A 22211-nucleotide genomic window follows, 5' to 3' on the forward strand; every position below is an offset into this window, starting at 1 on the left:
ATAAAAAAATTATACATTAAAGCGGAAGTGCACAACATCTCCGTCTTTCATAACGTATTCTTTTCCTTCTAATCGTACTTTTCCAGCTTCCTTAGCAGCCGTCATAGAACCACGTTCCATTAAATCAGCATAAGATACTGTTTCTGCACGAATAAATCCACGTTCAAAATCTGTATGAATGATTCCAGCACATTGCGGTGCTTTCATTCCTGTTTTAAATGTCCAAGCACGTACTTCTTGTACACCTGCTGTGAAATAAGTAGCTAATCCTAATAAATCATACGCCGCACGAATTAATTGATCTAGACCAGATTCCTCAATGCCTAGTTCTTCAAGGAAGACTTTCTTTTCTTCTTCATCTAACTCAGCAATTTCCGATTCAATTTTTGCGCAAACAACAATTACTTGAGAGTTTTCTTTTGCAGCAAATTCTTTTACAATTTGTACATATTCATTTCCAGATGGATCCATTACATCATCTTCACCAACGTTTGCTACATATAGCATTTCTTTTATTGTTAATAAGTGAAGACCTTTTACTACTTTCATTTGCTCTTCTGTAAATTCAACTGCACGAGCCGGTTTTCCTTCTTCGAACGCTTCTTTTAAACGGACTAAAATTTCATGTTCAAATGCAGCATCTTTATCTTTTTGCTTCGCTAATTTTGCCACGCGATCAATGCGTTTATCAACAGATTCTAAATCCGCTAAAATAAGTTCTAAGTTGATTGTTTCAATATCTGAAATCGGATCTACTTTACCCGCTACGTGTGTAATATTTTCATCTTCAAAGCAACGAACTACTTGGCAAATTGCATCTACTTGACGAATATGGGATAAGAATTTATTTCCTAATCCTTCACCTTTACTCGCACCTTTTACAATACCTGCAATATCCGTAAATTCAAAGACAGTTGGCACTGTTTTCTTTGGTTCAACAAGTTCAGTTAATTTATTTAAACGATAATCTGGAACTTCTACAATCCCAACGTTTGGATCTATTGTACAGAATGGATAGTTTGCGGATTCTGCCCCCGCTTGTGTAATTGCATTAAATAATGTTGATTTACCTACGTTCGGTAGTCCAACGATACCAGCCGTTAATCCCATATTCTTCACTCCTATGTCTCAATCTTCCATCATTATAGATAGTAACGAATAAAATGACAAGCTTCATAGAGTTTCATAAAACGAAACTGTATGAAGTGGAGAGGGCGCTTTATCCCACACTAATTATTAGTTAAACCAATCGAGCTTTTACAGGTAGTAATGGCGAAAAAAAATAAACAGCTGCATCAGCTACTGTTTATTTTTTCATCTATTCTTCATGCTTTATAAGTATTTTCTTCACCTTACGATCAAACTCTCTTCGAGGAATCATTACCGAATGGCCACACCCCTCGCACTTAATACGAATATCCATTCCCATGCGAATAATTTTCCAACGATTTTCACCGCATGGATGAGCTTTCTTCATTTCCACTACATCGTACAAGTTATATTGCTTTTCCTCCACTCCCCAAACTCCTCTCACTGCTAATTTGCCTTTTCACTCATCAGCTCTTCACGGTTATATAGAACCATACGTGGATATGGAATTTCAATACCATGTAAATCAAGACGATTTTTAATTTCTTTACGAAGCGCTCTCGCTACCACAAAATGTTGCATCGGTTCTACTTCAGCTGTAACCCTCAAAACAACTTCTGACGCTGCCAAACTCTGTACACCTAATAATTGCGGACGAGCAACCATTTGCTCATACCTTGTTGGTAATTCATCCAATAACTTTTCAAGAACTTTTTCTGCATGTTCAATATCACTTTCATATGAAATAGATACATCTACAAAGGCGACACTATTACTAACAGAGAAATTTGTTACTTCCTTAATATTTCCATTTGGAATAATATGAATTTCACCTGTCCATTTCTTCATTTTCGTTGTACGTAATCCAATCTCTTGAATAACTCCTTCAAATTGGCCTAAGCGTACATAGTCCCCTACAGAAAATTGATCCTCTAATAAAATAAAGAATCCAGTGATAACATCTTTAACTAAGTTTTGTGCACCAAAACCAACTGCTAAACCAACAACCCCTGCGCCAGCTAATAATCCTTTTGTATCAATTCCAAATACCCCTAAAATAGCGATTATTACAACGAAAAAGATAACATACGTAAAAATATTTTCTAATAACTTTGCTAACGTCATCGTTCTTCTTTCAGAAATTTGAATTGGTGATTTTGTCTTTATTTTGAAAGCATTACTGATAATTGCCCTGCCAATTCGAATAACTATGCTTGAAATAAGGAAAATAAGTGCAATTTGTAGTAAACCAAGACCAATATTTTCCCATAATCCTGCATCTAACAATTTTGTATATAAGTCGTGAAGTCCTTTCATCGCGACCTACCTTTCTATCTCATATTCATTATTTATTGTAACAGAATTTCTCCTATATTTTACGAAAAAAGTTCTTTCATACGCTTTTATTTTTACACTCTATAAGGTATAAAATAACAACTTTTTTTATATACTAGTACTAGTATTCTTTAGGCTACACGACATACTTCACCAGCATTCATATTTTATGAGTATCTAGATACAAAAATGTATATTTCTTTCTACTCATACTTCATCTTTTTACAACAGAGTTCATTCTCCATTAGCAGGGGGAAATGGGAAGTTTTTCAATTTATACATACCATAAAATGCAGTTCCCCTAACCATAAACTCAATATAATTCTTACATTCAAAAGAATATATGACATGCAATAATTTTTGGGAAAATCAAATTCATATGAATTTGATAAATTCTATTAAAGGATGGATGCTTCATGAATATCGGAAGTTTTCGCTTACCTTTTTTCGAAAAAGATTCGGAGCAAGTTATGTATCATGATGCAAATTGCAATCAAACAGTTAGTAGCTTTCTGCTCTCTCATCTCCCAATTGAAAAAGACTCTCCACTTATTGTACTTTGTATTGGGACAGACCGATCAACTGGTGATGCATTAGGTCCCCTTGTTGGTTCAAAACTACAAGATTATAACATTCAACATTTTCATTTATACGGAACATTAGAATCACCAGTCCACGCTTTAAACTTAGAAGAAACGATTACAGAAATACATAAAACATTTATGGATCCCTTTATTATCGCAATTGATGCGTGTCTAGGAAAATCTCAAAATATTGGTTCCATTACAATCGGAAAAGGACCTAGTAAACCTGGAGCCGCTATGAATAAAAAACTCCCTGCAATTGGTGATATGCATATCCACGGCATTGTGAATTTAAATGGGTTTATGGAATTTTTTGTACTGCAAAACACAAGATTAAACCTTGTTATGAACATGGCTACCAGCATTGCAGAAAGTATTATTGAAACAGATAAAAAACTTGCTGTAATGAAAAAAATAAACCATCTATAAGTCAAGATGGTTTATTTTTTACTGTTCTCCTGCTAAAAGTTCTAAAATACGTTGTAAATCACCTTTATTGAAAAATTGAATTTCAATTTTTCCTTTTTCTTGATTCGTTTCTTTAATTTTCACAGCAGTTCCAAATCGCTCTCGTAATACCGTTTCTTGCTCCTCAAAAAAAATATTTCTTGCTGGTTTTTGTTTCTTTGTTTCACGTGAAACATCTTCATTCATCTGCTGAATAATTTGCTCCAACTGACGGACATTTAATCCTTCTTTTTCAATTCGTTGTAATAAACTATTAATTTGTGTTTTATCTTTTAAAGCAAGTAATGTTCGTCCATGTCCCATGGAAATCGTTCCATTTGAAATCATCTCTTGTACAAAAGATGGGAGAGACAGTAAGCGAATGTGGTTTGCAATATGTGGCCTGCTCTTTCCAAGCCGCTTTGCTAACTGTTCTTGTGTTACCTTAAGTTGTTCCATCAGCATTTGATATGCTAACGCCTCCTCAATAGGCGTTAAATCTTCACGTTGCAAATTTTCTAGTAGCGCAAGCTCCATCATTTGTTGCTCGTTTAAATCTCGAACAACAACAGGAACTATTTCGAGATTTGCTTCTTTTGCAGCACGAAATCTCCGTTCTCCTGCAACAATTTCGTATCCTTTAATACTTTTTCGAACGATAAGCGGTTGTAAAATCCCATGTTCTTTAATGGATAATGCTAACTCTTGAATTGCTTCCTTGTGAAAATATTTACGCGGCTGATATGGGTTAGGACGTAATTCGTTTACTTGCAATTCTTGAATTGTTTCTTCCTCTTTCACATCCAAATCTGGGAAAAACGCATTAATTCCTCTTCCTAGTCCTTTAGCCACCTGCAATCACTTCCTTTGCTAAATCTAAATACACTTCCGCCCCCCTCGACTTAGCATCATACATCATAATTGGTTTACCATGACTCGGCGCTTCACTTAAACGTACATTACGCGGAATAATCGAACTATATACTTTATCTCGGAAATATTTCTTCACTTCATCAATTACTTGTAATCCTAAGTTTGTACGAGCATCCAACATTGTTAGTAAAACACCTTGAATTGCTAAATTTTTATTTAAATGCTTTTGTACAAGGCGAACTGTATTCAATAATTGACTTAACCCCTCTAAGGCGTAATACTCACATTGAACAGGAATAATAACAGAATCTGCAGCAGTTAATGCGTTAATGGTTAATAAACCTAAAGATGGGGGACAATCAATAATAATATAATCATACTCATCACGAATTGGCTGCAGCGCACGCTGCAGGCGAACTTCCCGGGAAATTGTCGGTACAAGTTCTATTTCAGCTCCCGCTAGCTGAATAGTAGCAGGAAGCACATCTAGATTTTCAGTTGCTGTTTTCTGTATAACCCCACGAACATCCGTATCTTCTACAAGCACATTATAAATACATTCATTTAAATCTGATTTTTCAATTCCGACTCCTGTCGTTGCATTCCCTTGTGCATCAATATCAACAAGAAGTACTTTTTTTCCTACTTGTGCCAATCCAGCTCCTAAATTTACCGATGTCGTTGTTTTTCCAACCCCACCTTTTTGATTAGCAATGGCAATGATTTTCCCCATGATGTCACCTACTTTCAACCTTTCTGTCTTATTCTACAAATGATTGTTTTTATTTTAACATGAAACAATCATGTTTCTTTTGTTTATATTAAACTTCAAAATTTATTTACAAACTCCTTCTTAATTTTAAAAGAAAATATAGTACTAATAAAGTGAAACCTCCATCACCGAGGTCTTACTAGCTATTAATGCGTGATAAAGCAAAAAGACCTCTACCAACGGTTGAGGTCTTTCTATTCTCTTATTTTTTTTTAGGAATTTTAATTGTAATTTGATAGTATTCATCAAATTCTTCTTCTTCCGAATTCACATTCAAGCCACTATTCGTAACCATTTGTAAAGATTGACGAATTGTATTCATTGCAATACGCATATCGCGACTTACTGCTTTTTGCTTTGCTTTTCGTTTCGGCTTCGTTTCTTCTAACAATTTATCAATTCGATCTTCTGTTTGCTTCACATTAAATTGCTTTTCAATAATTTCTTGTAAAATCTTTAATTGAAGCTCTTCATTTTTAAGCGGAATAAGGGCACGAGCATGGCGTTCTGTAATACTCTTCTCTAATAATGCTTGTTTAACATCTTCTGGCAACTTTAATAATCTTAGTTTGTTTGCAATTGTAGATTGCCCTTTACCTAGTCGCTGCGCTAGTGCTTCTTGCGTTAAATTATGTAATTCAATTAGCTTTTGATAAGCAACAGCCTCTTCGATTGCCGTAAGTTCTTCTCGTTGCAAATTTTCAATTAGGGCAACAGAAGCGGTTTCAGTATCATTCAAATTTTTAACAATAGCTGGGACAGTTTCCCATCCTAATTTTGTTGCAGCCCGAAAACGTCTTTCACCAGCAATAATCTCATATTTCTCTTCTTCATACTGGCGAACAACAATCGGTTGAATTAATCCATGCGTATGAATTGTAAGCGCAAGCTCTTCAATACGAGCATCATCAAAAATTGTACGTGGCTGATAGCGATTTGGAACAATTTTTGATAACGAAATTTGCTTTATCTCTTCATGGCTTTCTTCTTGTAGTGCTAATTCAGCCTCTTTCTCTCCAAAGCCAAATAAACGAGAAAACGTGTTTCTCATACATATTCCACCACCTTTGAATCCTATTGAATACTCTATACAAAAATGTTCCATGTGAAACATTTACGTCTTTATCCCGCTCTAACGGACAGTAAGCCCCCGCCTCAATATTGTGAGGAATCCAAAAAGATAGGTGGTGGATAACTGCCTGTAAAAGCCCGATTCGTTCAACTAGCCATCAGTAACGATAAACAAACTTACTGATAGAAGCTTCACTTTATATAACTTAATCTTACGTCTAATAAGATTTATTTTTCAATAGGTAATTTATTCGGTGTCCCTGGTTTACGCGGATATTTATTTGGTGTTTTTCTCTTTTTCTCAATTGATAAGATGTTACGTTCACTTTCCTCAAATGGTAATTGGAACGTAGCAATTCCTTTCAATTCGCCACCAAGCACTTGCAGAGCATACTTGCCATTCTCAATTTCTTCGTTTGCGGCGGAACCTTTCATTGCAATAAATGTTCCCCCGACTTTCACAAGCGGTAAACACAATTCACCTAAAACAGAGAGACGAGCAACCGCACGTGCCATTACAATATCAAAAGATTCACGGACGCCTTCTTTTTTTCCAAATGTTTCAGCACGATCATGACAAAACGCTACGTCAGTTAATTCTAACTTTGTTGCTAAATGATTTAAAAATGTAATACGTTTTTGCAAGGAATCGACAATTGTGACTTTTAAATTTGGAAAACAGATTTTTAAAGGAATACTAGGAAACCCCGCTCCTGCACCAACATCACAAACAGAAAATGGCTTTGAAAAATCATGATAGAAAGCAGCTGTAATGGAATCAAAAAAGTGCTTTAAATACACTTCTTCCTTCTCTGTAATTGCTGTTAAGTTCATTTTTTCGTTCCACTCAACTAACGTTTCAAAATAGATTTCAAATTGCTCTAACTGCCTAGCAGAAAGAGTAATACCTCTTTCTACTAGCATAGATTGAAATTGTTCTATATTCATCTCGCTATATCTCCTAACTATTTATTGGTTCGATACTCGTGCAATTTTTCCTTGTTCTATATACACAAGTAAAATGGAAATATCAGCTGGATTTACCCCGGAAATACGAGATGCTTGCCCCATAGATAGCGGACGGACATCTTTTAATTTTTGACGTGCTTCAGAAGCTATTCCAGAAATCGCATCGTAATCAATGTCAACCGGAATCTTTTTGCTTTCCATACGCTTCATACGATCTACTTGTTGTAAGGATTTTTCAATATATCCTTCATATTTAAGCTGAATCTCAACTTGCTCTGCCACTTCATCACTAATCTCTTCTTCACTTGGAGCAAGAAGATGAATATGCTCATATGTCATTTCTGGACGACGTAATAAATCACTCGCACGTATACCATCCTTTAGTTCACTTCCGCCAGCTTCGCGAATTAGCTCTTGTACTTCAGGACGCGGCTTAATAATAATACTTGCTAAACGTTCTTTTTCTTTTTCAATTTGCTCTTTCTTTACTGTAAAACGTTCATAACGCTTTTCTGGAATTAAACCAATTTCATGGCCAATTTCTGTTAAACGCAGGTCTGCGTTGTCATGACGTAATAATAAACGGTATTCTGCACGAGATGTTAATAGACGGTATGGCTCATTTGTACCTTTTGTTACTAAATCATCGATTAAAACGCCAATATATGCATCTGAACGATTTAAAATCACTTCTTTTTTATCTAACGAACGACAGGCCGCATTAATACCCGCCATTAATCCTTGACCTGCAGCTTCCTCATAACCAGATGTTCCATTAATTTGTCCTGCTGTATATAAATTTTCTATTTTTTTTGTTTCAAGTGTTGGCCACAACTGTGTTGGTACAATCGCGTCATATTCAATTGCATATCCTGTACGCATCATTTCTACATTTTCTAAGCCAGGAATGGTCTTTAACATCTCACGTTGTACATCTTCTGGTAGACTTGTTGATAAGCCTTGTACGTATACTTCTTGTGTATTTCGTCCTTCCGGCTCTAAGAAGATTTGATGACGTGGTTTATCGTGGAATCGGACAACCTTATCTTCAATTGAAGGACAATATCTTGGTCCTGTTCCTTTAATCATGCCAGAATACATGGCAGAACGATGTAAATTTCCATCAATTAAACGATGCGTTTCTTCACTTGTATATGTTAACCAACATGGAATTTGATCCATGATGAACTTCGTTGTTTCGAAAGAGAATGCACGTGGTGTATCATCACCTGGTTGAATTTCTGTTTTGCTATAATCAATTGTACTACTATTTACACGCGGAGGCGTACCTGTTTTAAAGCGCACAAGTTCAAATCCAAGTTCTTCTAGATGCTCTGATAATCTCACAGATGGTTGTTGATTATTTGGTCCACTTGAATATTTTAAATCTCCAACAATAATTTCACCGCGTAAAAACGTACCTGTTGTAATAACAACTGTTTTCGCTGTATATTCCGCTCCTGTTTGTGTAACAACACCTTTACATACGCTGTCTTCTACAATTAAGCGCTCAACCATAGCTTGACGCAGTGTTAAATTTGGTGTTTCTTCAATTGTTTTTTTCAATTCATGTTGATACGCAAATTTATCTGCTTGAGCACGAAGCGCACGTACGGCTGGACCTTTTCCTGTGTTTAACATACGCATTTGAATATGTGTTTTATCAATGTTTCTTCCCATTTCACCGCCGAGTGCATCAATTTCGCGAACAACAATTCCCTTTGCAGGTCCACCAACCGAAGGGTTACACGGCATAAACGCAACCATATCTAAGTTAATTGTTAACATTAATGTTTTTGCCCCCATACGAGCTGCGGCCAAACCAGCTTCACACCCCGCATGACCCGCACCGATTACAATAACATCATAAAAACCAGCGTTGTATCCCATTTTCCATTCCTCCTTACGATTACTTTCCTAAACAAAATTGAGAGAATAACTGATCAATTAAACTTTCATGTACAGTGTCTCCCGTAATTTCACCGAGTATTTCCCACGTTCTTGTTAAATCAATTTGCACCATATCAATTGGTACGCCGCTATGAATAGCCTCGATTGCATCACCAATCGTCTTTTCTGCTTGTGCTAATAAACCAATGTGACGCGCATTTGACACATATGTCATATCTGCCGCTTCAATTGCTCCCTCAAAGAAGAGATCAGCAATTGCCTGCTCTAGCTCATCTACACCTTTTTCTTCGATTAAAGCTGTTGTAATAACACGAGCTGAACCAGCTAATTGTGTAACGCGCTCCATATCAATTTGCTGCGGTAAATCTGTTTTATTTACAATAACAATAAAATCTTTTCCTTGCACCGCTCGGAATAATTCTTCATCTTCGTTTGTTAACACTTCGCTATAGTTTACAACTAGAAGAACTAAATCTGCTTTATTCATCATCTCTTTTGAACGCTCTACACCGATTTGTTCTACAATATCCTCTGTTTCACGAATTCCAGCTGTATCAATCAGTTTAAGCGGTACACCGCGTACGTTCACGTATTCTTCAATAACATCTCGAGTTGTTCCTGCTATATCCGTTACAATCGCTTTCTTTTCTTGTACAAGACTATTTAATAAAGATGACTTTCCAACATTCGGTCTTCCAATAATAGCCGTTGCAATTCCTTCACGCAAAATCTTTCCTTGCTTTGAAGTTTGCAATAACTTCCCAATTTCTGATTGAACGTATTCCGCCTTCTCAATCAAAACTCCGTGCGTCATCTCTTCTACATCATCATATTCCGGGTAGTCAATGTTCACTTCTACATGAGCTAATGTTTCCAAAATTTCTTGACGCAGACGACCAATTAATTTTGATAAACGACCTTCCATTTGGTTAATCGCAACATTCATTGCACGATCTGTTTTCGCACGAATTAAATCCATAACCGCTTCTGCTTGCGATAAATCGATACGTCCATTTAAAAAAGCACGCTTTGTAAACTCCCCTGGCTCTGCCAAGCGAACACCTTGCGATAAAATAAGTTGTAATACTTTATTTACAGAAACAAGGCCACCATGACAATTTACCTCAACGATATCTTCACGCGTAAATGTCTTTGGTGCCCGCATAATTGAAACCATAACTTCTTCAATAACTTTATTTGTATCTAAATCCACAATATGCCCATACTGAATTGTATGAGATGGAACTGTCGTTAAATCTTTCCCTTTAAAAATGCGATTTACCTTCTCTACCGCATCATCTCCACTTACTCGAACAATGGCAATTGCACCTTCTCCAAGAGCTGTGGAAATTGCAGCAATTGAATCAAATTCCATGTTCTTTCACCTCACTTACTTATTTCTCTCTATTTCAACACGATTTTTTCTTTCACTAAATTATTAGGATACCATAACGAAACTGTGTAAAAAAGAATAATAACTTATTTTATTATGTCCCCTCATAAAACGCACTAAACTTATCCACTGTGTATAAATTTAATGCGTTTTATTTATCCAAAGAAAAATTCCTATCTTCATATTTTATCCAGTAAAAAACCGGCACTCAAATGAGTTACCGGTTTATCCCGCTCTAAAGGACAGTAAAACTCCCATCTCAATCTTCTAAGAAATTCAAAGCAGATAGGCTGCCCATAAAAACCTGATTCGTTCAACTAGCCAACCATTTAGGATACATCCCTCAGGATGGAAGTTTCACTTTATTTTGGAGATACGACAACATGTCGATGTGGTTCTTTCCCTTCAGATGTCGTAATCACATATGGATGACTCGCAAGTGCTTGATGTATAACTTTTCTTTCAAAAGAAGGCATTGGTTCTAACACAATTCTTTTTTTCGTATTGCTAACTTGCTTTGCTAACCGAAGTGCAAGTGACTCTAGTGTATCTTTTCGTTTATCACGATAATTTTCAGCATCGATTGTTACACCGATATATTGTTTCGTGCTACGATTCGCAACAAGCTTCGTTACATATTGTAAAGAATTTAGTATGTGCCCTCTTTTTCCAATTAACGCACCAACCTCACTACCGGAAAGTGTAAAATGAATTTCACGTCCTTTTACCTCTTTTCCAACAGTTACATCAACATCCATTTCTTTTATGATACTTTTCAAGTAAAGTTCCGCTTCTTCTACAGGATCTTTTTTTACAATAACCTCTACAATAGCAGGACGCCCTCCAATGAAACCCAGAAAAGCTTTTTTACCTTGATCAATGATGCGAATCTCCACTTTATCGCTTGATACTTGTAATTGTTCTAATGCGGATTGCACTGCCTGTTCGACTGTTTGTCCTTTAGCAGTAATCATACTCACTTACTTGATCCTCCTGCCTTACTAGCCTTAAGATCCGGCCCTTTGATCAAATATGTTTGTGCAATACCAAAGATGTTACCTACTACCCAGTAAAGAGATAATGCAGCTGGGAAGTTAATTGCGAAAACTAAAATCATGATAGGCATAAGCCATAACATCATTGTCATTTGTGGATTTTGCCCAGCAGTACCAGCCATTGACAACTTTTGTTGAATAAACGTTGTAATTGCCGCAAGAATTGGCAGAATGTAATATGGATCAGGATGACCTAAGTCAAACCATAAAAAAGTATGTTGTTTAATTTCTGCTGTTCTTATAATCGCATGATAAAATGCAAATAAAATTGGCATTTGAATAAATATTGGTAAACATCCTGCTAATGGATTTACACCATATTTTTGATACAATTGCATCATTTCTTGTTGCAATTTTTGTTGAGTCGCTTGATCTTTAGAACTATATTTCTCTTTTAATTTTGCCATTTCAGGTTGCAATAATTGCATTGCTTTTGTACTCTTTGTTTGCTTAATCATTAATGGTAGCAATGCAAAACGAATGATAAGGGTTGTAACAACAATCGCTAAACCATAGTTATTGCCAAATAATTTTGCAAAAAACGTGATTAACTGAGAAAGTGGGTATACGAAATATTCATTCCAAATTCCTGTACTTTCCGGTGTAATCGGCTGATTGGTTTGATTACAGCCAGCAGAAATTGCCGTGACAGCAATAACCATGACTAGTAAGCTTATCTTTTTTTTCACAGCCTACTCCTCCTTGTTTCGGTATGTATATAGTGTAATTCATTTTCCTCTTATTTCGCTATTTTTTGCCAGTTTTACTCCTGAGCGCTGCAGAGCATGAATTAAGCTTTTCTTTAATTGTTCATAGTTCATCTCTGAACAAGGCTTCCTTGCTATTATAACAAAATCCTTTCCAGAATCTATCTCATCTTTTAATTCTGTAAAAGCTTGACGAATCATACGTTTAATACGATTACGCATGACCGCATTCCCTAGTTTTTTACTAACGGAAAGACCAATTCGAAAATATGGTTGATTTGGTTTTTCTAACTGATATACAACAAATTGACGATTGGCATTTGATTTTCCATTTTGAAAAACAGCTTGAAATTCCTCATTCTTCTTTACACGATTCTTTTTCTTCATATCAATTGAACACTCCTGTATTTCGCCAGCGGAAAATTCATAATTACTAGAAAAAAAGACCACTGAACGATCAGTGGCCTACGCAGATAATACTTTTCTACCTTTACGACGACGAGCTGCTAAAACTTTACGTCCGTTCGCTGTGCTCATACGGCTACGGAAACCATGTACTTTGCTGCGCTTACGTTTATTTGGTTGATAAGTTCTTTTCATTTATATGACACCTCCCTGAGGAATAACTGTTAAAGACAGTCCTATAGATTATAGTTAATTTGGTAGTAGAATGTCAATGCCTCTTGAGATTTTAATCAAATATTCATTTTTCACCTATTTTCACCTATTCACAATGTTGTTCACAGTACATTCTATCGGTTGTGGATAATTTTTTCAGCCACTTTTTTATATCCACAAATCATTTTTTGTTTTTACACAGTATATCGTGTTGTGGACAAGTTTATTCCACAAGGTATTGATTTTGTGGATAACTTTTTGAAATACATTGCTATTGCTATCTTTTTTTGATATTATAGTTGTGTTTTCACCTTGAACAAGTTTTCTATAATTATTATTTATCCACAATTTGTGAATAACTTGTGGACATGTATAATCACATGTGCATAAAGAGTTTTCCACAATGCGTTTTTTTGTCGAAAACCCTATCTCGTATTTGAACCGCTTTTTCACTTTTAAAAAGTGTTACGTATAAATATACAGTGTTGTTTTATTGTGTTGTACAAACATTAAACACGTCATTTGCTTATCATCTTTTGTAAAGGAGGGACAACTTTGGAAAACATTTCGGATTTATGGAATAGCACCTTAAAAGAACTAGAAAAAAAAGTGAGTAAGCCTAGCTACGAAACATGGCTTAAATCTACAAAAGCTTATTCTTTAAAAAAGGACGTTTTAACTATTACAGCTCCAAATGAATTTGCACGTGATTGGTTGGAATCCCACTATTCAGATCTTATTTCAGAAACAATCATTCATTTAATGGGAGCAGAGCTTGACATTCGCTTTATCATTCCACAAAGCCAAACAGAAGAGGAATTTGACTATCCTCCTGTTAAAAAAGGTAAAACAACGCATGATGAACCTAATCATTTCCCACAAAGCATGCTCAATCCAAAATATATATTTGATACCTTTGTAATCGGTGCTGGCAATCGCTTTGCCCATGCAGCTTCGTTAGCTGTAGCTGAGGCGCCAGCTAAAGCATACAATCCCTTATTTATTTACGGAGGAGTTGGACTGGGAAAAACGCATTTAATGCATGCAATCGGTCATTATGTCATCGAACATAATCCAAACGCAAAGGTTGTTTATCTATCATCTGAAAAATTTACAAACGAGTTTATTAATTCTATTCGTGATAATAAGGCCGTTGATTTTCGTAATAAATATCGGAACGTCGATGTTCTACTTATAGACGATATTCAATTTCTTGCTGGAAAAGAACAAACACAAGAAGAGTTCTTCCATACATTTAACGCGTTGCACGAAGAGAGTAAGCAAATTGTAATTTCAAGTGATCGTCCGCCAAAAGAAATTCCTACATTAGAAGATCGCTTACGTTCACGCTTTGAATGGGGACTCATTACAGATATTACTCCTCCAGATTTAGAAACAAGAATTGCGATTTTGCGCAAGAAAGCAAAAGCTGAAGGTTTGGATATTCCAAATGAAGTTATGCTCTATATCGCAAATCAAATTGACTCTAACATCCGTGAATTAGAAGGTGCTCTAATTCGTGTTGTAGCGTATTCGTCTTTAATTAATAAGGATATTAATGCCGCTTTAGCTGCTGAAGCGCTAAAGCATATTATTCCAAATTCAAAACCAAAAATTATTTCAATTTATGACATCCAAAAAGCTGTAGGGGATGTTTTTCAAGTGAAATTAGAAGACTTTAAAGCGAAAAAACGTACAAAATCTGTCGCTTTTCCTCGTCAAATTGCAATGTATCTGTCTCGTGAACTAACAGATTCCTCTTTACCAAAAATCGGTGAAGAATTTGGAGGTCGTGATCATACTACAGTCATTCACGCACATGAAAAAATTTCAAAACTGTTAAAAACAGATGCACAATTACAGAGGCAACTTGAAGAGATTCGCGATATTTTAAAGTAATATGATGTGAATAACGTGAATAACTTTCTTTATTTTATAAACAGTCTATCCACATGTAGATAGACTGTTTTTCCGCACTCTAAATGAGTTATCCACATATCCACAAGACCTATTACTATTACTACTAATTTTTTATTATTATTAAATAAAACCAATTTTATACTTGCCGGAGGTTTTCGTTATGCATTTTTCAATTCAAAAAGATTACCTTGTCAGAAGTGTACAAGATGTAATGAAAGCTGTTTCTTCTCGTACAACAATTCCAATTCTTACAGGGATTAAGATCGTAGCAAATGAAGAAGGTGTTACATTAACAGGCAGTGATGCCAATATATCCATCGAATCCTTTATCCCAATTGAAGAGGATGGAAAAGAAATTGTAGAAGTCATACAATCAGGAAGTATTATTTTACAAGCAAAATATTTTAGTGAAATTGTAAAAAAACTACCGAAAGATACAGTTGAAATTTCTGTAGAAAGTCATTTTATGACAAAAATAAAATCTGGGAAATCCGAGTTTAACTTAAATGGTTTAGATGCAGCTGAATATCCATTGTTACCACAGATTGAAGAACATCATGTATTTCAAATTCCAACGGATCTGTTAAAACATATGATTCGTCAAACTGTGTTTGCTGTATCTACATCAGAAACACGCCCGATCTTGACAGGTGTAAACTGGAAAGTATATAACAGCGAGTTGATTTGTATTGCAACAGATAGTCATCGTTTAGCGCTTCGTAAAGCGAAAATTGCAGGACAAACTATTTTGAATGAATTTCAAGCAAATGTTGTTATTCCAGGAAAAAGTTTAAATGAGTTAAGTAAGATTCTTGATGAATCAGAAGAAGTGGTAGATATTGTTATAACGGAGTACCAAGTATTATTCCGGACGAAGCATTTATTGTTCTTCTCTAGATTGTTAGAGGGTAACTATCCTGATACAACAAGACTAATCCCACCGGATAGTAAAACGGATATTTTTGTAAATACAAAAGAATTTTTACAAGCAATTGATCGAGCGTCTTTATTAGCAAGGGACGGACGTAATAATGTTGTGAAATTAGCAACTTTAGAAGATCAAATGTTAGAAATTTCATCGAATTCTCCAGAAATCGGAAAAGTAGTAGAAGAAGTTCAGTGTGAGAAAATTGAAGGAGAAGAGTTGAAAATCTCGTTTAGTGCAAAATATATGATGGATGCATTAAAAGCATTGGATAGTACAGAAATTAAAATTAGCTTCACTGGTGCAATGAGACCATTTTTAATTCGTACTGTGAACGATGATTCCATTACTCAATTAATTTTACCAGTACGTACGTACTAAAAAGATAAGGGTTACTAGTGTAAAGGTACTGGTAACCCTTTTGATTTTTCCCTATTACTTTCCTAATGCTTGTTTATTTAGTACAATGAAAGAATGAACACTTTTAGAAAGTGAGCGATTTGTATGAAACATATTCAAATTTCGACAGAATATATTACATTAGGACAATTTTTAAAACTTGCTGACGTGATTGATACAGGCGGAGCGGTAAAATGGTTTTTACAAGAGTATGAAGTGTATGTGAATAAAGAGCCTGAAAATAGACGAGGCCGAAAATTATATACAAATGATATTGTTGAAATTCCGGGGATCGGAACATTTCAAGTTCAAGGATAAAGGGGGATCCCTTTGTATATTACAGAATTACATTTACAAAACTATCGTAATTATGAACAGTTAGATCTTTCCTTCGAAGATAAAGTAAACGTAATTATTGGTGAAAATGCGCAAGGAAAAACAAATTTGATGGAAGCGATTTATGTATTAGCGATGGCTAAATCTCATCGAACTTCTAATGATCGTGAACTTATCAGATGGGATGAAGATTATGGTAGAATAAAAGGGAGACTGCAAAAACGAAATAACTCTTTGTCCTTAGAACTAAACGTTTCCAAAAAAGGAAAAAAAGCGAAGTTAAATCAACTTGAGCAACAAAAATTGAGTCAATATATTGGCGTAATGAATGTTGTTATGTTTGCTCCTGAAGATTTAAACCTTGTAAAGGGAAGTCCTCAAGTACGAAGACGTTTTTTAGATATGGAGCTTGGACAAATAGCTCCTGTATATTTGTATGAATTAAGTCAATACCAAAAAGTTCTTACACAGCGTAATCATTTGCTCAAAAAAATGCAAGGAAACAGTACGAATGATGAAGCTATGCTAGATGTGTTTACACTTCAACTCATTGAACATGGCGTAAAAGTATTAAAAAAACGTTTTGAATTTTTACGTTTATTACAAGAATGGGCAGCTCCAATCCATCGGGGAATTAGCAGAGGACTTGAGGAGCTAGAAATAGTCTATAAACCAAGTATAGATGTATCAGAATCCATGGATTTGTCGAAAATAAAAGAAGTATACTATGAAAGTTTCCAATCTGTGAAACAACGTGAACTCTTCCGTGGTACAACCTTAATTGGGCCTCATCGTGACGATTTACAATTCTTCGTTAATGGTAAAAATGTTCAAGTCTTTGGTTCGCAAGGGCAACAACGAACGACCGCACTTTCCCTAAAGTTAGCTGAAATCGAATTGATTTATTCAGAAGTTAACGAATATCCGATCCTTTTATTAGACGATGTGTTATCGGAACTAGACGATTACAGACAATCACATCTGCTTAATACGATTCAAGGAAAGGTGCAAACGTTTGTGACAACGACAAGTGTTGATGGAATTGAGCATGATACATTAAAACAAGCAAAAACAATTCATGTAACGAACGGCACAGTGGATTGTGGAGAAGAAGATAAATAGCTTCTGTCTAAATGGAAAAGTAGGTGATCTTTGTGTCAATGGAACAAAAACAAATTGAAGAAAACGCATATGATGAAAGTCAAATACAGGTGTTAGAAGGATTAGAAGCAGTTCGAAAACGTCCGGGGATGTACATTGGTTCAACTAGTGGAAAAGGTCTTCATCATCTTGTATGGGAAATTGTTGATAATAGTATTGACGAGGCATTAGCAGGATATTGTGATGAGATTAATCTAGCTATTGAAGAAGACAATAGTATTACAGTAACAGATAATGGCCGTGGTATTCCGGTTGGGATGCACGAGAAAATGGGTCGCCCTGCTGTAGAAGTTATTATGACGGTTCTTCATGCAGGTGGTAAATTCGGCGGCGGCGGTTATAAAGTTTCTGGCGGTTTACATGGTGTAGGTGCTTCTGTCGTGAACGCATTATCAACAGAATTAGAGGTATTTGTTCATCGTGACGGACAAATCCATTATCAAAAGTATGAACGTGGTATTCCAGTTGCGGATTTAAAAGTAATTGGAGATACAGATCATACAGGAACAATAACGCGCTTTAAACCAGATGCAGAAATTTTTACTGAAACTACGGAATATGAATTTGATACGTTAGCAACTCGTTTACGAGAACTAGCGTTTTTAAATCGTAATATTAAACTAACAATTGAAGATAAACGTGAACATAAACAAAAGAAAGAATTCCATTATGAAGGCGGTATTAAGTCTTATGTTGAGCATTTAAATCGCTCTAAAGAACCGATACATGAGGAACCGGTATATGTAGAAGGTTCGAAAGACGGAATTCAAATTGAAGTTGCTCTTCAATATAACGAAGGATATACAACTAACATTTATTCATTTACAAATAACATTCATACGTATGAAGGTGGTACGCATGAAGTTGGATTTAAAACAGCATTAACACGTGTGATTAATGATTATGGCCGAAAAAATAATATTTTAAAAGATGCTGATAGTAATTTAACGGGTGAAGATGTTCGTGAAGGTTTAACGGCTATTGTATCCATTAAACATCCAAATCCGCAATTTGAAGGGCAAACGAAAACGAAACTCGGAAATAGCGAAGCGAGAACAATTACAGAATCAGTTTTCTCTGAAGCACTTGAAAAGTTTTTACTTGAAAACCCAAATGTCGCTCGAAAAATTGTAGATAAGGGAACGATGGCAGCGCGTGCACGTGTAGCGGCGAAAAAGGCTCGTGAGTTAACACGCAGAAAAAGTGCGCTAGAAGTATCAAGCTTGCCAGGAAAACTTGCAGATTGTTCTTCTAAAGATCCTTCTATTAGTGAAATTTATATCGTAGAGGGTGATTCCGCGGGTGGTTCGGCAAAGCAAGGGCGTGATCGTCACTTCCAAGCGATTTTACCGCTTAAAGGAAAAATTATTAATGTAGAAAAAGCACGTTTAGATAAAATTTTATCAAACGATGAGGTGCGAACAATTATTACTGCACTTGGGACTGGTATTGGTGGAGATTTCGATATTGAAAAGGCGCGTTATCACAAAGTTATTATTATGACGGATGCTGATGTCGACGGCGCTCATATTCGTACCCTATTATTAACGTTCTTCTACCGTTATATGCGTCAAATTATTGAGCACGGTTATATATATATTGCACAGCCGCCATTATATAAAGTGCAACAAGGTAAGAGAGTTGAGTATGCTTACAACGATAGAGAACTTGAAAGTATATTAGTGGAGATGCCGAAACAACCAAAACCAGGTATTCAACGCTATAAAGGTCTTGGAGAAATGAATCCAACGCAGCTATGGGAAACAACAATGGATCCAGAAGTACGTTCACTTCTTCAAGTTTCGCTTCAAGATGCAATTGAAGCAGATGAAACATTTGAAATTTTAATGGGTGATAAAGTTGAACCACGTCGTAACTTTATCCAAGAAAATGCAAAATATGTGAAAAACCTTGATATTTAATGATTGATGACAGGAATCGGAGTATTCCTGTCTTCTACGTATAAATGAACATAGTATATCGATCGGAAATGTAATGAGGAGGTGCTGGTTGATGTCAGACAACCAACAACAAGGCCGAATTCGAGAAATTAATATTAGCCAAGAAATGCGTACCTCGTTTTTAGATTATGCGATGAGCGTTATCGTATCTCGTGCACTGCCAGATGTTCGTGATGGATTAAAACCTGTTCACCGCAGAATTTTATATGCGATGAACGATTTAGGGATTACTGCTGATAAAGCATATAAGAAATCAGCGCGTATCGTTGGTGAAGTAATTGGTAAGTATCATCCGCATGGTGATGTAGCTGTATACGAGACAATGGTGCGAATGGCTCAAGACTTTAGTCAACGTTATATGCTAGTAAATGGACATGGTAACTTCGGTTCTGTCGATGGTGATTCGGCGGCCGCGATGCGTTATACAGAGGCAAAAATGTCCAAAATTTCTATGGAACTATTGCGTGATATCACCAAAAATACAATTGATTATCAAGATAACTATGATGGTTCGGAAAGAGAACCAATTGTATTACCTGCGCGCTTTCCTAATTTATTAGTAAATGGTGCAACTGGTATCGCGGTTGGTATGGCAACGAATATTCCTCCGCATCAGCTTGGTGAAGTAATTGATGGGGTATTAGCGTTAAGTCACAATCCAGAGATTACAATCGCAGAATTAATGGAGTATATTCACGGCCCAGATTTTCCAACAGCTGGTCAAATTCTTGGACGAAGTGGAATTCGAAGAGCATATGAAACAGGGCGTGGTACAGTAATTCTTCGTGCAAGAGTAGAGATCGAAGAGAAGGCAAATGGGAAACAATCTATTATTGTAACTGAACTACCATATCAAGTGAATAAAGCAAGGTTGATTGAAAAGATTGCAGAGCTTGTTCGAGAAAAAAAGATTGATGGTATTACAGATTTGCGTGATGAATCAGATCGAAATGGTATGCGTATTGTCATGGAATTACGAAGAGATGCAAATGCAAATGTGTTATTGAATAACTTATATAAACATACAGCACTTCAGACAAGCTTTGGTATTAATATGCTATCGCTCGTAAATGGAGAACCAAAAGTATTAAATTTAAAAGAATGTCTATATCATTACCTGGATCATCAGAAGGTCGTTATCCGTAGACGTACTGCATATGAATTAGAGAAAGCAGAAGCTCGTGCTCATATTTTAGAAGGTTTACGCATCGCGTTAGATCATCTTGATGAAGTAATTACTCTAATTCGTAATTCGAAGACAGCAGACATTGCAAAGCAAGGATTAATGGAACGTTTTGGCTTAAGCGAAAAGCAAGCACAAGCAATTTTAGATATGCGTTTGCAACGTTTAACAGGATTAGAGCGTGAAAAAATCGAACAAGAATATCAAGAACTACTTGCGTTGATTGCGGAGCTAAAAGCAATTCTCGCAGATGAAGAGAAGGTTCTTGAAATTATCCGTGAAGAATTAACAGAAGTTAAAGATCGCTTTAATGATACACGAAGATCAGAAATTACAATTGGCGGTATGGAAGCAATCGAGGATGAAGATTTAATTCCAGAGCAAAACATTGTAATCACACTTACTCATAATGGATATGTGAAACGTTTGCCAGCTTCTACGTACAAAACGCAAAATCGTGGCGGACGTGGAGTTCAAGGTATGGGGACGAACAATGATGATTTTGTAGAACATTTGTTAACAACATCTACACATGATCATATTCTATTCTTCACAAATAAAGGGAAAGTATACCGGACGAAGGGATATGAAATCCCAGAGTATAGCCGTACAGCTAAGGGTATACCAATTATCAACTTATTAGAAGTAGATAAAGATGAATGGGTAAATGCGATTATCCCAATCCGAGAATTTAGTGATGACCATTACTTATTCTTTACGACGAAACAGGGTATTGCAAAAAGAACACCCCTTTCATCGTTTGCTAACATACGTAATAATGGTTTAATTGCAATATCACTTCGTGAAGATGATGAAGTTATTTCTGTTCGATTAACAACAGGCGAAAAAGATATGATTGTGGGAACAAGTAACGGTATGTTAATTCGCTTCCATGAACAAGATGTTCGCTCGATGGGACGTAATGCAGCGGGTGTGAAGGCTATTACGTTAGGTGAGGAAGATCAAGTAGTTGGCATGGAAATCGTTGAAGAAGAAATGGATGTCTTAATTGTAACGAAAAATGGTTATGGTAAGCGGACACCAGTTGAAGAATATCGCCTCCAAAGCCGTGGGGGTAAAGGTCTTAAAACATGTAATATTACAGATAAGAATGGCAAGTTAATTGCTGTTAAGTCTGTAAATGGTGAAGAAGATATTATGCTGATTACAGCAGCAGGTGTTTTGATTCGTATGCCGGTTGATCAAATCTCTCAAATGGGACGTAATACGCAAGGTGTTCGTTTAATTCGTTTAGAAGGCGAGCAAGAAGTAGCGACGGTAGCAAAAACACAAAAAGAAGATGAAGAAGACATACAAGAAGATCAAGAAAGCTCAGAAGAATAAGGGGATTCTCCTTATTCTTCTTTTTTTATAAAAAGTGCTTGCATAGGAGGAGTGAAGTCTATATAATAGGCAGAGTCAGCAATTCACTGAAACAAAATATTACAACAAATTGTTGACGAACATGAAATGTTATGTTATATTATAAAAGTCGCTGAAAC

Annotated in this window: 20 protein-coding genes; 7 read left to right on the plus strand and 13 right to left on the minus strand. The window is 35.9% G+C overall.

All coding sequences use genetic code 11. The features are described 5' to 3' along the window. Positions 1-9: 9 nt before the first annotated feature. From ychF to CN326_RS16895, 3 genes are all read right to left on the minus strand, one after another. Entirely contained in the window at positions 10-1110 is a 1101-nt protein-coding gene (ychF, locus tag CN326_RS16885) for a redox-regulated ATPase YchF (protein WP_098310144.1), read from the minus strand. A 208-nt stretch (positions 1111-1318) separates the two neighbouring features. Further along, on the minus strand, positions 1319-1516 hold the full coding sequence (locus tag CN326_RS16890; protein WP_098310145.1) for a DUF951 domain-containing protein: 198 nt from the start codon (positions 1514-1516) through the stop codon (positions 1319-1321). 20 nt (positions 1517-1536) lie between these two features. After that, positions 1537-2406, minus strand: a complete 870-nt coding sequence (locus CN326_RS16895; RefSeq protein ID WP_098310146.1) for a mechanosensitive ion channel family protein — start codon at positions 2404-2406, stop codon at positions 1537-1539. A 434-nt stretch (positions 2407-2840) separates the two neighbouring features. Here CN326_RS16895 and yyaC point away from each other — a divergent pair, with 434 nt between their 5' ends. Next, a complete protein-coding gene (yyaC, locus tag CN326_RS16900) occupies positions 2841-3437 on the plus strand; it encodes a spore protease YyaC (RefSeq protein WP_098310147.1) in 597 nt (198 codons plus the stop codon). A gap of 18 nt (positions 3438-3455) precedes the next feature. Here the strand turns inward: yyaC and CN326_RS16905 are convergent, their stop codons facing one another. The 10 genes from CN326_RS16905 to rpmH form a co-directional block, all read right to left on the minus strand. Next, complete coding sequence (locus CN326_RS16905; RefSeq protein WP_176524664.1) at positions 3456-4307, minus strand: ParB/RepB/Spo0J family partition protein; 852 nt, start codon at positions 4305-4307, stop codon at positions 3456-3458. Beyond that, positions 4300-5061: a sporulation initiation inhibitor protein Soj gene (gene soj, locus CN326_RS16910; RefSeq protein WP_098310149.1), complete on the minus strand. Its 762-nt coding sequence runs from the start codon at positions 5059-5061 to the stop codon at positions 4300-4302. The genes CN326_RS16905 and soj overlap by 8 nt, the downstream gene beginning before the upstream one ends. 241 nt (positions 5062-5302) lie before the next feature. Further along, a complete protein-coding gene (noc, locus tag CN326_RS16915; RefSeq protein WP_098310150.1) occupies positions 5303-6151 on the minus strand; it encodes a nucleoid occlusion protein in 849 nt (282 codons plus the stop codon). 248 nt (positions 6152-6399) lie between these two features. After that, entirely contained in the window at positions 6400-7119 is a 720-nt protein-coding gene (rsmG, locus tag CN326_RS16920) for a 16S rRNA (guanine(527)-N(7))-methyltransferase RsmG (RefSeq protein ID WP_098310151.1), read from the minus strand. Positions 7120-7140: 21 nt separating this feature from the next. Beyond that, the gene (gene mnmG / locus CN326_RS16925; protein WP_098310152.1) at positions 7141-9030 is read right to left on the minus strand and encodes a tRNA uridine-5-carboxymethylaminomethyl(34) synthesis enzyme MnmG; all 1890 of its coding nucleotides are present in this window, start codon (positions 9028-9030) and stop codon (positions 7141-7143) included. 19 nt (positions 9031-9049) lie between these two features. Then, positions 9050-10426: a tRNA uridine-5-carboxymethylaminomethyl(34) synthesis GTPase MnmE gene (gene mnmE, locus CN326_RS16930; RefSeq protein ID WP_098310153.1), complete on the minus strand. Its 1377-nt coding sequence runs from the start codon at positions 10424-10426 to the stop codon at positions 9050-9052. Between the two features lie 380 nt (positions 10427-10806). Beyond that, positions 10807-11424 carry an RNA-binding cell elongation regulator Jag/EloR gene (gene jag / locus CN326_RS16935; protein WP_098310154.1) on the minus strand — a complete coding sequence of 206 codons (618 nt, stop codon included), beginning with the start codon at positions 11422-11424 and terminating at the stop codon, positions 10807-10809. Then, complete coding sequence (gene spoIIIJ, locus CN326_RS16940) at positions 11421-12188, minus strand: YidC family membrane integrase SpoIIIJ (RefSeq protein WP_098310155.1); 768 nt, start codon at positions 12186-12188, stop codon at positions 11421-11423. The genes jag and spoIIIJ overlap by 4 nt, the downstream gene beginning before the upstream one ends. A 39-nt stretch (positions 12189-12227) precedes the next feature. Further along, entirely contained in the window at positions 12228-12593 is a 366-nt protein-coding gene (gene rnpA / locus CN326_RS16945) for a ribonuclease P protein component (RefSeq protein ID WP_098310156.1), read from the minus strand. A 78-nt stretch (positions 12594-12671) separates the two neighbouring features. Next, the gene (gene rpmH / locus CN326_RS16950) at positions 12672-12806 is read right to left on the minus strand and encodes a 50S ribosomal protein L34 (protein ID WP_000831901.1); all 135 of its coding nucleotides are present in this window, start codon (positions 12804-12806) and stop codon (positions 12672-12674) included. 573 nt (positions 12807-13379) lie between these two features. Between rpmH and dnaA the strand changes: the two genes are divergently transcribed. From dnaA to gyrA, 6 genes are all read left to right on the plus strand, one after another. Then, entirely contained in the window at positions 13380-14723 is a 1344-nt protein-coding gene (dnaA, locus tag CN326_RS16955) for a chromosomal replication initiator protein DnaA (RefSeq protein ID WP_098310157.1), read from the plus strand. Positions 14724-14904: 181 nt separating this feature from the next. Continuing rightward, positions 14905-16050, plus strand: a complete 1146-nt coding sequence (gene dnaN / locus CN326_RS16960; protein ID WP_098310158.1) for a DNA polymerase III subunit beta — start codon at positions 14905-14907, stop codon at positions 16048-16050. A gap of 123 nt (positions 16051-16173) precedes the next feature. Then, positions 16174-16386: a S4 domain-containing protein YaaA gene (yaaA, locus tag CN326_RS16965; protein WP_098310159.1), complete on the plus strand. Its 213-nt coding sequence runs from the start codon at positions 16174-16176 to the stop codon at positions 16384-16386. 12 nt (positions 16387-16398) lie between these two features. Beyond that, a complete protein-coding gene (gene recF / locus CN326_RS16970; protein ID WP_098310160.1) occupies positions 16399-17526 on the plus strand; it encodes a DNA replication/repair protein RecF in 1128 nt (375 codons plus the stop codon). A 38-nt stretch (positions 17527-17564) separates the two neighbouring features. Continuing rightward, a complete protein-coding gene (gyrB, locus tag CN326_RS16975) occupies positions 17565-19487 on the plus strand; it encodes a DNA topoisomerase (ATP-hydrolyzing) subunit B (RefSeq protein WP_098310161.1) in 1923 nt (640 codons plus the stop codon). A gap of 91 nt (positions 19488-19578) precedes the next feature. Further along, positions 19579-22053 (plus strand): DNA gyrase subunit A, encoded by a 2475-nt coding sequence (gyrA, locus tag CN326_RS16980; RefSeq protein ID WP_098310162.1) that lies wholly within the window; start codon positions 19579-19581, stop codon positions 22051-22053. The last annotated feature ends 158 nt before the right edge of the window (positions 22054-22211 follow it).

The organism is Bacillus sp. AFS018417, from assembly GCF_002560985.1.
GTDB classification, from domain to species: Bacteria; Bacillota; Bacilli; order Bacillales; family Bacillaceae_G; genus Bacillus_A; species Bacillus_A rhizoplanae.

What these genes read in the sequence shown, in the direction of transcription:
- ychF (WP_098310144.1), bottom strand. Translation starts at nt 1,110, where the DNA reads ATGGGATTAACGGCTGGTATCGTTGGACTACCGAACGTAGGTAAATCA.
- CN326_RS16895 (WP_098310146.1), bottom strand. Translation starts at nt 2,406, where the DNA reads ATGAAAGGACTTCACGACTTATATACAAAATTGTTAGATGCAGGATTA.
- yyaC (WP_098310147.1), top strand. Translation starts at nt 2,841, where the DNA reads ATGAATATCGGAAGTTTTCGCTTACCTTTTTTCGAAAAAGATTCGGAG.
- soj (WP_098310149.1), bottom strand. Translation starts at nt 5,061, where the DNA reads ATGGGGAAAATCATTGCCATTGCTAATCAAAAAGGTGGGGTTGGAAAA.
- noc (WP_098310150.1), bottom strand. Translation starts at nt 6,151, where the DNA reads ATGAGAAACACGTTTTCTCGTTTATTTGGCTTTGGAGAGAAAGAGGCT.
- rsmG (WP_098310151.1), bottom strand. Translation starts at nt 7,119, where the DNA reads ATGAATATAGAACAATTTCAATCTATGCTAGTAGAAAGAGGTATTACT.
- mnmG (WP_098310152.1), bottom strand. Translation starts at nt 9,030, where the DNA reads ATGGGATACAACGCTGGTTTTTATGATGTTATTGTAATCGGTGCGGGT.
- mnmE (WP_098310153.1), bottom strand. Translation starts at nt 10,426, where the DNA reads ATGGAATTTGATTCAATTGCTGCAATTTCCACAGCTCTTGGAGAAGGT.
- rnpA (WP_098310156.1), bottom strand. Translation starts at nt 12,593, where the DNA reads ATGAAGAAAAAGAATCGTGTAAAGAAGAATGAGGAATTTCAAGCTGTT.
- rpmH (WP_000831901.1), bottom strand. Translation starts at nt 12,806, where the DNA reads ATGAAAAGAACTTATCAACCAAATAAACGTAAGCGCAGCAAAGTACAT.
- dnaN (WP_098310158.1), top strand. Translation starts at nt 14,905, where the DNA reads ATGCATTTTTCAATTCAAAAAGATTACCTTGTCAGAAGTGTACAAGAT.
- yaaA (WP_098310159.1), top strand. Translation starts at nt 16,174, where the DNA reads ATGAAACATATTCAAATTTCGACAGAATATATTACATTAGGACAATTT.
- gyrB (WP_098310161.1), top strand. Translation starts at nt 17,565, where the DNA reads ATGGAACAAAAACAAATTGAAGAAAACGCATATGATGAAAGTCAAATA.
- gyrA (WP_098310162.1), top strand. Translation starts at nt 19,579, where the DNA reads ATGTCAGACAACCAACAACAAGGCCGAATTCGAGAAATTAATATTAGC.